12 protein-coding genes and 1 pseudogene are annotated in these 11,464 nt (G+C 72.2%); 7 read left to right on the plus strand and 6 right to left on the minus strand.

What is annotated here, in order from left to right:
* From PV721_RS35455 to PV721_RS35465, 3 genes and pseudogenes are all read right to left on the minus strand, one after another.
* A partial coding sequence (locus PV721_RS35455) for an ABC transporter permease (protein WP_319731718.1) occupies positions 1–1,215 on the minus strand: 1,215 nt, incomplete at its 3' end.
* 83 nt (positions 1,216–1,298) lie between these two features.
* Positions 1,299–1,991 (minus strand): ABC transporter ATP-binding protein, encoded by a 693-nt coding sequence (locus tag PV721_RS35460; protein ID WP_319731709.1) that lies wholly within the window; start codon positions 1,989–1,991, stop codon positions 1,299–1,301.
* Between the two features lie 5 nt (positions 1,992–1,996).
* Positions 1,997–2,170, minus strand: a pseudogene (locus tag PV721_RS35465) (efflux RND transporter periplasmic adaptor subunit); the annotation flags it as partial.
* Positions 2,171–2,398: 228 nt separating this feature from the next.
* Between PV721_RS35465 and PV721_RS35470 the strand changes: the two are divergent.
* A complete protein-coding gene (locus PV721_RS35470) occupies positions 2,399–2,773 on the plus strand; it encodes an ATP-binding protein (protein WP_319731719.1) in 375 nt (124 codons plus the stop codon).
* A gap of 26 nt (positions 2,774–2,799) precedes the next feature.
* Positions 2,800–3,594, plus strand: a complete 795-nt coding sequence (locus tag PV721_RS35475) for a L,D-transpeptidase family protein (RefSeq protein WP_319731711.1) — start codon at positions 2,800–2,802, stop codon at positions 3,592–3,594.
* Here PV721_RS35475 and PV721_RS35480 read toward each other — a convergent pair.
* From PV721_RS35480 to PV721_RS35490, 3 genes are read right to left on the minus strand one after another with little or no spacing between them, the layout of a single operon-like run.
* The gene (locus PV721_RS35480) at positions 3,566–4,237 is read right to left on the minus strand and encodes a hypothetical protein (protein WP_319731713.1); all 672 of its coding nucleotides are present in this window, start codon (positions 4,235–4,237) and stop codon (positions 3,566–3,568) included. The two genes, PV721_RS35475 and PV721_RS35480, sit on opposite strands and share 29 nt — an antisense overlap.
* Positions 4,238–4,294: 57 nt before the next feature.
* On the minus strand, positions 4,295–4,636 hold the full coding sequence (locus PV721_RS35485) for a hypothetical protein (protein WP_319731721.1): 342 nt from the start codon (positions 4,634–4,636) through the stop codon (positions 4,295–4,297).
* 32 nt (positions 4,637–4,668) lie between these two features.
* Complete coding sequence (locus PV721_RS35490) at positions 4,669–4,926, minus strand: hypothetical protein (RefSeq protein ID WP_319731723.1); 258 nt, start codon at positions 4,924–4,926, stop codon at positions 4,669–4,671.
* Positions 4,927–5,091: 165 nt separating this feature from the next.
* Here PV721_RS35490 and PV721_RS35495 point away from each other — a divergent pair, with 165 nt between their 5' ends.
* The 5 genes from PV721_RS35495 to PV721_RS35515 form a co-directional block, all read left to right on the plus strand.
* On the plus strand, positions 5,092–6,039 hold the full coding sequence (locus PV721_RS35495; RefSeq protein WP_319731715.1) for an LLM class F420-dependent oxidoreductase: 948 nt from the start codon (positions 5,092–5,094) through the stop codon (positions 6,037–6,039).
* Positions 6,040–6,063: 24 nt separating this feature from the next.
* Complete coding sequence (locus PV721_RS35500) at positions 6,064–6,849, plus strand: glucose 1-dehydrogenase (protein WP_319731724.1); 786 nt, start codon at positions 6,064–6,066, stop codon at positions 6,847–6,849.
* A gap of 114 nt (positions 6,850–6,963) precedes the next feature.
* Positions 6,964–8,085, plus strand: coding sequence for an LLM class flavin-dependent oxidoreductase (locus PV721_RS35505; RefSeq protein ID WP_319731725.1), 1,122 nt, complete (start codon positions 6,964–6,966; stop codon positions 8,083–8,085).
* A 268-nt stretch (positions 8,086–8,353) separates the two neighbouring features.
* Positions 8,354–10,093 (plus strand): D-aminoacylase, encoded by a 1,740-nt coding sequence (locus tag PV721_RS35510; protein WP_319731716.1) that lies wholly within the window; start codon positions 8,354–8,356, stop codon positions 10,091–10,093.
* The coding region (locus tag PV721_RS35515) for an aldehyde dehydrogenase family protein (RefSeq protein ID WP_319731717.1) at positions 10,090–11,464 on the plus strand (1,375 nt) is incomplete at its 3' end. The genes PV721_RS35510 and PV721_RS35515, both read left to right, overlap by 4 nt.

Raw genomic sequence — 11,464 nt, forward strand, 5'->3', positions numbered from 1 at the left:
GCCTCTACCCGGCGGTGCGGGCGGCCCGCCTGTCGCCGCCGCCAGTGCCAGCGTCGGCGACAGGCGGGCCGCCCGCACCGCCGGGTAGAGGCCGGCCAGGGTGCCGATCGCCAGGGTGGAGGCGAAGCCGCCGGTCACCGCCCAGAGCGGGACCACCCAGGGCAGGTCGCCGGCGCGTGCGTAGACCGCCGTGGCCGCGCCGCCGAGGACGATGCCGGCCAGGCCGCCGAGGCCGGACAGCAGCAGGGACTCCGTCACGAACTGGATCCGGATCTGTCCCTTCGTCCCGCCGAGGGACCGGCGCAGGCCGATCTCGTGGCGCCGCTCCAGCACCGAGATGATCATCGTGTTGGCGACGCCCACCCCGCCCACCAGCAGGGCGATCCCGCCCAGTCCCAGCAGCAGGGTGCTGAACGCGCCCTCCGTGGCCGCCTTCGCCTGCAGCGCCGCCGAGGGGTCGGTGACCGCGACCGCGCTCGGAGTCCGCGGATTGGCCGTCTGGGCGATGAGCTTCCTGACCGCCGCCACCCGGTCGTCCGCCGACCGCTCGTACACGGCCGTCGGATGGCCATCGAAGCCCAGCAGCTGCTCGGCCGCGTCCCAGCCGATCAGCGCGGAGCGCTCGATCTCCGGGGCCAGCGGGACCGGCTTCAGGATGCCGATCACCGTGAAGTACCGGCCGCCGATGAAGACCTGCTGACCCGGCCCGGTGATGCCGAGCCGGCGCGCGGAGACGTGCCCGAGCACCACCGAGGGGTAGCGGCCGGTCACCCCGTTGAGCCAGGTCCCGTCGGCCGTCCCGGCGCGCAGGGTGCCCAGCAGGTCGTCCTTGGCCGCCTTGAGCACGACCCCGCCCGTCTCCTCCTTCGGGATGTTCTCCGAGCGGCGTACGGCCTCGGCCACGTCACCGGTGGTGCCCACCGACTCGACCCCCTCGATCCGGGAGACCATGCCGGGGGCGTCCTTGGGCAGCTTGGTGTCCTGGCCGCTGAACATCCCCTTGCCGGGCGTCGCGACCAGCATGTTCGTGCCGAGCGCGTCGAGTTCGCGCAGCAGCTTGGCCTGGCTGGAGGAGGAGATCCCGACCACCGCGATCATCGTCGCGATGCCGATGGCGATGCCGAGCGCGGACAGGAACACCCGCATGGGGCGCGAGCGCAGGCCCGCCGATCCGACGTGCAGGACGTCCCGAGGGGAGAGCCTCGGCGGGGTCAGCTTCCGGGCCCGCCTGCCGCTGCCCGCGCCTGCACCCGTACCCGCACTCGCGTCCGTGCCCGTACGTGTCCTCGTACGGCCCATCACGCCACCACCCCCGACCGGCTCCGTACGTCCGCCACGATCTCCCCGTCGCGGATCCGCACCTGCCGCGGCAGGCTCGCCGCGATCTCGTTGTCGTGGGTGATCACGGCGATGGTGGCCCCGTCCCGGTTCAGCTCGTGCAGCAGCTCCATCACCGACTCCCCGGACGCCGTGTCCAGCGCGCCCGTCGGCTCGTCCGCCAGCAGCAGGTCCGGTGCGCCCGCCACCGCGCGGGCGATGGCGACGCGCTGTTTCTGCCCGCCGGACAGCTCGTGCGGCCGGTGGTCCATCCGGTCCCCCAGACCGACCCGCTCCAGGGCCTGCGCCGCCCGGCGGCCGCGCTCGGCGCGCGAGAGGCCGCTGTAGAGCAGCCCTTCGGCGACGTTGGCCCGGGCGCTGATGCCCGGCACCAGGTGGAAGGACTGGAAGACGAAGCCGACGTGCCGGGACCGCAGCGCCGACAGCGAACGGTCCGAGAGGGCGGCGATGTCGTGCCCGGCGATCCGCACGCCGCCCGCCGTCGGGCGGTCCAGGGTGCCGACGATGTGCAGCAGGGTGGACTTCCCGGATCCCGACGGGCCGACGATGGCGAGGAGTTCGCCGGCGGTGACGGTGAGGTCGACGGCGCGCAGGGCGGTGACCCCGCCGGGGTACTCCTTGGTGACCCCGGTCAGCTCCACCACTGTCTCCATGTGTGTCACAGCGTCGGGATCCCCACCTGCATGCCCTCCTCGAGGGCGCCGCCGGTCACCTCGACCCGGCCGTTGCCGAACATGCCCAGCTCGACCCGGACCTCGCGGGCCCTGCCGTCCTCCACGACCTGGACGCCGAAGCCTCCGCCCGCGAGGGCGAGCAGAGCGTTGACCGGTACGGGCTGGCCGGGGACCCGCCGCCGGAGAAGGTCGCCCGGATCCGCGAGAAGCTCATCGGCGTCGCGGACTCCGGCGAGCACCTCATCGAGTCGCTGCTGCTGCTCGCCGTGTCGGAGCAGGGGCTGGAGGCGACCGGGCCGGTGGACCTGGCGGCGCTCGCCGCGGCCGAGCTGGCGGCCTGCCCGCAGCAGGGGCTGACCGTCGTACGGACCCTCGCGCCGCTGACCGTGACGGGCGACCGGGCGCTGCTCGGCCACCTCCTGCGGAACCTGCTGATCAATGCAGTACGTCACAACCGGGACGGGGGCCGGATGACCGTGGTGACCTCCGCAGAAGGGGAACTGACGGTCTCGAACACGGGTCCGGTGATCGATCCGGCGGACGTTGCGGGCCTCCTCGAGCCCTTCCGCAGGCGCGCCGAACGACAGCACACCGCAGGTGAGGGCGCCGGGTTGGGCCTCTCGATCGTGGCGTCGATCGTGCGGGCGCACGGGGCGGAGCTGGTGGCCGAGGCCAATCCGGGCCCGGTCGGCGGCCTGACGGTCCGTGTGCGCTTCCCGGTGTCCGGCGGGACGCGCACACCGCAGGCACACCGCCTCTGAACACCGCCTGCTGTACGGTCGGTTTAATGAGCAAGCACGCCCGAGCCCGCTCCCGCGCCCCCCGCACGCCCCGCCGTCTGGCCCTGGTCGCCACCCTCGGCCTCGCGACCCTCGCGGGCGGCTGGATGTACGTCGCCCAGGACCCGGAGGCCGCCGGCGCCGCGACGCAGGCGCGCACGGACGCCCGCCCGCAGGGGGCGGAGCGCGCCGCCCGTGACGTCCAGCGCCCCGCCCTGCAGGGCTTGACCGGCATCAGCGAGCAGACCCGGGCGCGGATCCCGGCCGAGTCCCGCCAGCTCATCCTGGTCACCGGCAAGGCCGGCGACTCCTCGGAGTCCACCGCCGCGCTCTACACCCGCCCGGCCGCCGGGGCCGACTGGGTGCGGGCCGAGAGCTGGCCGGCGCGCAACGGGGCCAAGGGCTGGTCCGCGGAGCGCACGTACGGGGACCTGACCTCCCCGCAGGGCGTCTTCGCGCTCACCGACGCGGGCGGCCTGCTGCCGAAGCCGCCGGGCACCCGGCTCCCCTACGACAAGGACAAGGGCTTCGTCGCCTCGGGCCGCGGGGTGAACGGCGAGTCCCTGGCGGGCTCCTTCGACTACGTCGTCGCCATCGACTTCAACCGCAGGCCGGGCAAGTCCCCGCTGGACCCGGTCATGCCGGAGGGCAAGGAGAAGGGCGGCAACATCTGGCTCCACGTGGACCACGACGGTCCCTCGCAGGGCTGCGTCGGCATCCCGAAGGAAGCCATGAAGAAGGTCCTGGAGACCCTCGACCCGGCGGCGAAGCCGGTCATCGTGATGGGTCCGGAAGGCTTCTGACCCCGGGCCGCTCCCGGTTCCGGCTCCCGGACCCGCCGCCGGCCCGGGGCCGGAGCAGCAGCCCGATGTAGGCGAGGTCGAAGACGCTGCACAGGATCCCCAGGCCGAGGATGAACGGGGAGTCCTCGAGCACCCCGAACAGCAGCGTCGGGGCCAGCGTCCCCAGCCACTTGGCGACGGCGATGGTCAGGGACTGTCCGCGCGGCCCCTGCCGGGCGGCGTACAGGGCGATGAACAGGCCGGACATCAGCAGGTTCTGCAGGAAGGCCGAGTACCGGGTCGCGTCGTGCATCCCGAAGTGCGCGAGGAACAGCCACTGCACGGCGAAGCCGGTGCCGAACACCAGAACGGACCAGGCGGCGAAGAGCGGCCGGGTGACGAAGTCCGGCAGCTCGGCCCGGCCGAACCGCAGGTAGGTGTAGACGATCACCACGTCGGCCGCCGCCCACACCACGTTCACCACGCCCTGCCCGGAGAGTCCGGCCGTGAACTCGTGGACGGCGTAGGTCGACTCCCAGGCGAAGTTCAGCGCCAGCGCGGCGACGGGCACCGCGTACGTCCGGTCCCGCAGCCCGACGCGGATCGCCTCCACGTACACGACCGTCCAGGCGATCCCGCTGACCAGCGTGAGCATCAGGTCCATCCGTCGAACCCTAGGGGCTCTCGTATGGGCCCGGAAGGCTTCTGGCCGGAGCGCCGGTCAGGCACCCAGGTCCAGGACGCGGACCGGCTCGCCCTCCCACCGCTTGGGGAGGGTGGTGGCGATGATCGCCCCTTCGGGCCGTTCGGGCGTGGGCTGGGCCGCGTACTGGGTGTGCGCCGCGGCCCAGGTCTCCTGGCGTGCGACCGCCAGTGCGGCAGGCAGGTCCAGGTCGAGGATGGTGATGCCCGGCAGGGTGGCGAGGTGCTCCGCCGTGCCGGGCCGGGCGCGGTCGGCTTCGACCAGGGCGCACGAGGGTGCGTAGAGGTACCAGCCGGCCTCGGCGTGCGCGCGGTGGATGAGGCGGGAGGCGAGGACGTTGCCCTGTCCTGCTGCCAGCATCGCCGTTTCGTCCAGCACGATGTGCGTTTCCGTCACCGGCCCCTCGCCTCCGCCAGGCGCCGGTCCAACTCGGTGTCCAGATCCTGCTGTTCGGAAACGGTCGGGGCGTAGCCGTTCCAGTCCTGCAGTGCGGCGCGGGCGCGCTCGGCCCGCTCGGCCCGCTCGGCCGGCGTGAGCAGCGTCTCGGCGAGACGGGCCAGATAGGCGCGCAGCGACAGCCCCTCGGCGGCGGCTATGGCGGCGAGTCTGTCCTTGGCTTCCTCGGGGATGCGGATGTTGGCGTCGGCCATGAGCGTTCTCCTTCCCATGGAGCAAGGGTACGGGTACGCACCCGTACCCGCAACGTTCGAGCCTGCGAGGTTCGGCCTCACCCTCTTGCCTGACGGACCGTCAGCTACGACGATGGCCCGGCACCGATATGACGAATCGGCAGACGAAGGCGAGGCGGGCCCGCCATGGCGCGCGTATTTCCGGAAGGTCGGCTGGTCTACGGGATGCAGCTCCCGGTCCAGTCGCAGAGCACCCTCTACGCCGAGCCCTGGGAGGCCTCGGCGACCGCCGCGGATCTCGCCGAGGTCGCGCGGGCCGCCGACCGGGCCGGCTTCGGGTACGTGGCCACCTGCGACCACGTGGCCATCCCGCGGCGGCTCGCCGGCCCCATGAGCACCATCTGGTACGACCCGGTGGCCACCCTGTCCTTCCTCGCCGGCGTCACCGAGAACGTCCGGCTCCTCAGCCACGTCGCGATCCTCGGCCTGCGCCACCCGCTGATCAGCGCCAAGCAGTACGCCACCCTCGACCACCTCTCCGGCGGCCGGCTGATCCTCGGCGTGGGCGCGGGGCACGTCCAGGAGGAGTTCGAGATCCTCGGCGTGGACTTCGCCCGCCGCGGGGCCGTGCTCGACGAGACCCTGGACGCGCTGCGGGCGGCGCTGGGGCCCGAGGAGTACCCGGAGTTCGAGGGCGAGCTGTTCTCCTTCAAGGACCTCGGCCAGCTGCCCCGGCCCGCCCAGGAGCGGATCCCGGTCTGGGTCGGCGGTTCCTCGCCCGCCGCCGTCCGCCGGGCCGCGGTCCGCGGGGACGGCTGGCTCCCGCAGGGGGACCCGCGCGACAAGCTCCCCGCGCAGATCGCCCGCATCAGGGAACTGCGCGCCGGTGCAGGAGTCGCCGGCCCCTGCGAGATCGGCGCGATCACCGAGGCGCTGTACGTGGGCGAGCCCGGCTGGGACACCGGCCGCCGGGCCCTCACCGGCAAGGCGGAGGCGCTCGCGGAGTCCCTGCGGGAGTACAAGGCGCTCGGCGTGGACCAGATCCAGATCCGCTTCCGCAGCCGCGACCGTGCCGAACTGACCGACCAGATCACCGCTTTCGGGGCCGAGGTCGGCCCCCTCCTCAACGACTAGGCCGAGACGATCAGGAGCATGACCATGGGCAAGCTGGACGGGCGCGTCGTCATCATCACCGGCGCGGCACGCGGCCAGGGCGAGCAGGAGGCCCGGCTCTTCGCCGCCGAGGGCGCCAAGGTGCTCCTCGGTGACGTGCTGGACGAGCAGGGCACGGCGGTGGCCAAGGACATAGGCGAGGACCGGGCCCGGTACGTGCGGATGGACGTGAGCCGCGAGGAGGACTGGGCGGCCGCGGTCGCCGCGGCGAAGGAGGCCTTCGGCCGGATCGACGGCCTGGTCAACAATGCGGGCATCCTGCGCTTCAACGAGCTGACCTCGACCCCGCTGGAGGAGTTCCAGCAGGTGGTCCAGGTCAACCAGGTCGGTGCCTTCCTCGGCATCAGGACGGTGGCCCCCGAGATCGAGGCGGCCGGCGGCGGCACTATCGTCAACACCTCCTCGTACACCGGCCTGACGGGCATGGCGTACGTCGGCACCTACGCCGCCACCAAGGCCGCCATCCTCGGCCTCACCCGGGTGGCCGCGCTGGAACTGGCGGCCAAGGGGATCCGGGTCAACGCGATGTGCCCGGGAGCCGTGGACACCCCGATGGCCAATCCGGGGCTGCTGGACCCCGCGAACATGACCGACGAGGCCCGGGACGCGATGGCCGAGCTCTACAAGCGGGTCGTCCCGATGGGGCGGGTGGGGCAGCCGGAGGAGATCGCCAGGCTGGCGCTCTTCCTGACCGGCGAGGACTCCTCGTACATCACCGGCCAGCCGTTCGTCATCGACGGCGGCTGGATGGCGGGCGTCAGCATCCTGTAGCGGTCCGCCAGTCCATCTGATGGAGCGTCAGGTATTGACGCTCCCGCCCCCGCGATGGAACAGTCGAGACATCGAATCTGACGCAACGTCAGAAACCAAAGGACGGTGAACCCCTTGGAATTCGGGCTCTTTGTGCAGGGATACGTGCCTGAGGCACGGTCCAAGGTCGACCCCGAGGCAGAGCACAAGGCGCTGATCGAGGAGACCGAGTACGTCATCCAGGCGGACAAGGCGGGCTTCAAGTACGCCTGGGCCTCCGAGCACCACTTCCTGGAGGAGTACTCGCACCTGTCGGCGAACGAGGTGTTCCTCGGGTACCTCGCCCACGCCACCGAGCGCATCCACCTCGGCTCCGGCATCTTCAACCCGCTCGCCCCGGTGAACCACCCGGTCAAGGTGGCCGAGAAGGTCGCCATGCTCGACCACCTCTCCAAGGGCCGCTTCGAATTCGGCACCGGCCGCGGGGCGGGCAGCCACGAGATCCTCGGCTTCCTTCCCGGCATCGAGGACATGAACGGCACCAAGGAGATCTGGGAGGAGACCATCGCGGAGTTCCCCAAGATGTTCCTCCAGGAGGAGTACGAGGGGTTCCAGGGCAAGCACTGGTCGCTGCCGCCGCGGAAGATCTTCCCCAAGCCGTACGGGAAGGCGCACCCGGCCATGTGGTACGCCGCCGGGTCCCCGTCCTCGTACGCGATGGCGGCGAAGAAGGGCCTGGGCGTCCTCGGCTTCAGCGTCCAGAAGGTCTCGGACATGGAGTGGGTCCTCGACCAGTACAAGACGGCGATCCGGGAGGCCAAGGCGATCGGCGCCTTCGTCAACGACAACGTGATGGTCACGTCGACCGCGATCTGTGCGGAGACGCACGACAAGGCGGTGGAGATCGCGGTCAACGCGAACATGAACCGCTTCCAGTCGCTGGTCTTTCGCTACCACGACACCTTCCCGCGTCCGGAGGCGATCCCGCAGTGGCCGGAGACCCTGCCGGAGTACAACGCGGAGATCATCGAGCTGCTGATCGCGGAGGAACTGCTCATCTGCGGTGACCCGTCGGAGGTCCGCGCCCAGTGCAAGCGCTGGGAGCAGGCGGGCGCGGACCAGCTCTCCTTCGGTCTGCCGACCGGGGTCTCGTACGAGGACACGATGACCACGATCAAGCTCATCGGCGAGCACGTCATCCCGGAGATAGACACGGACCCGGTGCACCGCACCACCCGCTTCCGCCAGGCCGTCTGACCCGGCGGGGGAACGGGACGGCGTCTTCCCGGACCGCCGCCCCGCACCGGCCCCGGCCGGAGGTCGTGCCGAGGCCGCGGCCGCCCGGCGGCCTCCGGCCGGGGCACGCGGGGGCCGCGCCGCCGTTGGGGCTCCGCCCCGAACCCCGCACCGCCGCGGTTACGCCGGCCGAATCCGGCCCCGCCGGCGAGGCTGACATATCCAGCCCCGCCGGAGCTTGAGGCGGATCCAGTACGGCCGCAACGCGAACACCGGCAGAAGGGACGTCATGCTCGACCACCTGATCAAGGGCGCGACCGTCGTGGACGGCACCGGCGTCCCCGCCCGCGTCGCAGACGTGGGGATACGCGACGGCCGGATAGCCGTGATCGCCGCGCCCGGCAGCGTCACCGAAGAGGCCCGTACCAGCGAGGACGCCACCGGCCTGGTCCTCAGCCCCGGCTTCGTCGACCCCCACACGCACTACGACGCCCAGCTCTTCTGGGACCCCTACGCCACGCCCTCCATGAACCACGGCGTGACCACCGTCGCCGGCGGCAACTGCGGCTTCACCCTGGCGCCGCTCAACCCGGCCCGCCCGGAAGACGCCGACTACACGCGCCGCATGATGAGCAAGGTCGAGGGCATGGCCCTCAAGGCCCTGGAGGAGGGCGTCGACTGGACCTGGTCCACCTTCGGCGAGTACCTCGACGCGCTGGAGGGCCGGATCGCCGTCAACGCCGGGTTCATGGTCGGCCACTGCGCCCTGCGCCGCCACGTCATGGGCGAGGACGCCGTCGGCGGGCAGCCCACCCCCGAGCAGATGCAGCAGATGCTCGACCTCTTCCACGACGCCATGACCGCCGGCGCCTGGGGCCTGTCCACCACCCAGTCCTCCACCCACTCCGACGGCTCGGGCGCCCCCGTCGCCTCCCGGCACGCCGCACCGGCCGAGCTCCTCGCGCTCTCCGAGGCCGTCGCCGAACACGAGGGCACCCAGCTCGAAGCGATCGTCGCCGGCTGCCTCGACCAGTTCTCGGACGACGAGATCGACCTCTTCGTCGACATGAGCGCGGCCGCCGGACGCCCCCTGAACTGGAACGTCCTCACCATCGACGCCTCCGTCCCCGAACGGGTCCCGCGCCAGCTGATCCCCAGCGAGCGCGCCCGCAAGGCCGGCGGCCGGATCGTCGCGCTGACGATGCCGATCCTCACCCCCATGAACATGTCCCTCGGGACCTTCTGCGCGCTGAACCTCATCCCCGGCTGGGGCGAGATCCTCGGCCTGCCCCTCCCCGAGCGGATCGAGAAGCTCCGCGACGCCGGCGTGCGCGCCGAGATGCTGCGCCGCGCCGACAGCAAGGAGGCCGGCGTCTTCCGGCGCCTCGCCAACTTCGGCCGGTACGTCATCGGCGACACGTACAGCAAGGAGAACGAGGGCCTCTCCGGCCGCGTCGTCAACGACATCGCGGCGGAGCGCGGCCAGGACCCCTTCCACTGCCTGGTGGAGATCTGCGCCAACGACGACCTGCGCACGGTCCTGTGGCCGATGCCCACCGACAACGACCCGGCCAGCTGGGCGCTGCGCGCCGAGACCTGGCAGCACGAGGACGTCATGCTCGGCGGCTCCGACGCCGGCGCCCACCTGGACCGGATGTGCGGGGCCCCGTACACGACCCGCTTCCTCGGCGACTGCCTGCGCGGCCGCAAGCTGGTGCCCCTGGAGCAGGCGGTACGGATGCTCACGGACGACCCGGCCCGGCTGTTCGGGCTGCGCGAGCGCGGCCGCGTCGCCGAGGGGTACCACGCGGACCTGGTCCTCTTCGACCCGGAACGCATCGAGGCGGGCCCGGCGACGCTCGTCCACGACCTGCCCGGGGACAGCCCGCGGCTGGACGCGCGGGCCATCGGCATCGTCTCGGTACGCGTCAACGGCGTGGAGACCATCCGCAACGACGAGGTGACGGGCGCCGTGCCGGGCATCGTGCTCAGGTCGGGCCGGGACACGAGGACAGTGAGCACGCGATGACGGACGCGCACGCGCAGAACCTCTACATCGGCGGCGAGTGGGTGGAGCCGGCGGGCGGTCACTACGAGGTGGTCAACCCGGCGGACGAGTCGGTGGTGGGGCTCGCGCCCGAGGCCTCGCGCGGGCAGGTCGAGGACGCGGCCCGCGCCGCTGCCGAGGCCTTCGAGGGCTGGTCCCGTACGAAGCCCGAGGCGCGGGCGGCGATCCTCGACCGGGCCGCGGACATCATGCAGCGGGAATTCGAACCGTGGACGGCGCTGGCCCGGGCGGAGACGGGCGCGCCGACCGGGATCGCGCGCGGCATGCAGGTCGGCGTCGGGGTGGCCCGCTTCCGCCGGTACGCGCGCGGGGCCCTCGAACCCGTCGAGAAGGGCCTCCCGCCGCAGGTCACGGAGGCCGGCCCGATGGGGCGGGCGAGCATCCTGGGCGCGCTGGAGGTGCGCCAGCCGGTCGGCGTGGTCACCTGCATCACCTCGTACAACAACCCGTGGGCGAACCCGGCCGGCAAGGTGGCCCCGGCCCTGGCCATGGGGAACACGGTGGTGGTCAAGCCGGCCCCGCAGGACCCGCTGTCGGTGTTCAAGATGGCCGGCGCGCTCGCGGAGGCCGGGGTGCCGGCGGGCGTGGTGAACGTGGTGAACGGCCGGTCGGTGGAGGTCGGCGAGGCCGCCGTGGACTCCCCGTACGTGGACATGGTGTCCTTCACCGGATCCACGGGCGTCGGGCAGCGCATCGCGGAGGTCTGCGGCCGCACCATGAAGCGGCAGCTGATGGAGCTCGGCGGAAAGGGCGCGGCGATCGTCTTCGGGGACGCGGACCTGGACGCGGCCGTGATGGGGATCGGGACGACCTTCTCCTTCTACTCCGGACAGATATGCACCGCCCCGACCCGGGTGATCGCGCACCGCTCCGTCTACGACCGGCTGATCGAGAAGCTCACCGGCTACCTCGCCTTCATGAAGGTCGGCGACCCGGCGGCGGCCGGCACGGTGGTGGGCCCGGTGATCTCGGCGGCGCACCGGGACCGCGTGGAGTCGTACGTCGAGCTGGGGAAGAAGGAGGGCGCGCGGATCGCGTACGGCGGCGAGCGCCCGGTGGTGGGGGAGGGCGGCAAGGGCTTCTATGCGGCCCCGACCCTCCTCGTCGACTGCACGAACGACATGCGGGTGGTCCGCGAGGAGATCTTCGGCCCGGTGGTCGTGGTCGTCCCCTTCGACGGGGACGAGGACGAGGCGGTCCGGCTGGCCAACGACAGCGACTTCGGCCTGCTGAGCTACGTGTGGTCCGGGGACTCGGCGCGCGCGTTCCGCGTGGCGCGGCGAGTCCCCGGACCACACGTAGCTCAGCAGGCCGAAGTCGCTGTCGTTGGCC

Origin of the sequence: Streptomyces sp. MB09-01, assembly GCF_033794505.1 — a bacterium.
In the GTDB taxonomy this organism is placed as follows: domain Bacteria; phylum Actinomycetota; class Actinomycetes; order Streptomycetales; family Streptomycetaceae; genus Streptomyces.

Excerpts from the sequence above, each read along its gene's own strand:
- PV721_RS35480 (WP_319731713.1), bottom strand. The coding sequence starts at position 4,237 with ATGGACCTGATGCTCACGCTGGTCAGCGGGATCGCCTGGACGGTCGTG.
- PV721_RS35460 (WP_319731709.1), bottom strand. The coding sequence starts at position 1,991 with ATGGAGACAGTGGTGGAGCTGACCGGGGTCACCAAGGAGTACCCCGGC.
- PV721_RS35495 (WP_319731715.1), top strand. The coding sequence starts at position 5,092 with ATGGCGCGCGTATTTCCGGAAGGTCGGCTGGTCTACGGGATGCAGCTC.
- PV721_RS35490 (WP_319731723.1), bottom strand. The coding sequence starts at position 4,926 with ATGGCCGACGCCAACATCCGCATCCCCGAGGAAGCCAAGGACAGACTC.
- PV721_RS35510 (WP_319731716.1), top strand. The coding sequence starts at position 8,354 with ATGCTCGACCACCTGATCAAGGGCGCGACCGTCGTGGACGGCACCGGC.
- PV721_RS35485 (WP_319731721.1), bottom strand. The coding sequence starts at position 4,636 with ATGCTGGCAGCAGGACAGGGCAACGTCCTCGCCTCCCGCCTCATCCAC.
- PV721_RS35475 (WP_319731711.1), top strand. The coding sequence starts at position 2,800 with ATGAGCAAGCACGCCCGAGCCCGCTCCCGCGCCCCCCGCACGCCCCGC.
- PV721_RS35500 (WP_319731724.1), top strand. The coding sequence starts at position 6,064 with ATGGGCAAGCTGGACGGGCGCGTCGTCATCATCACCGGCGCGGCACGC.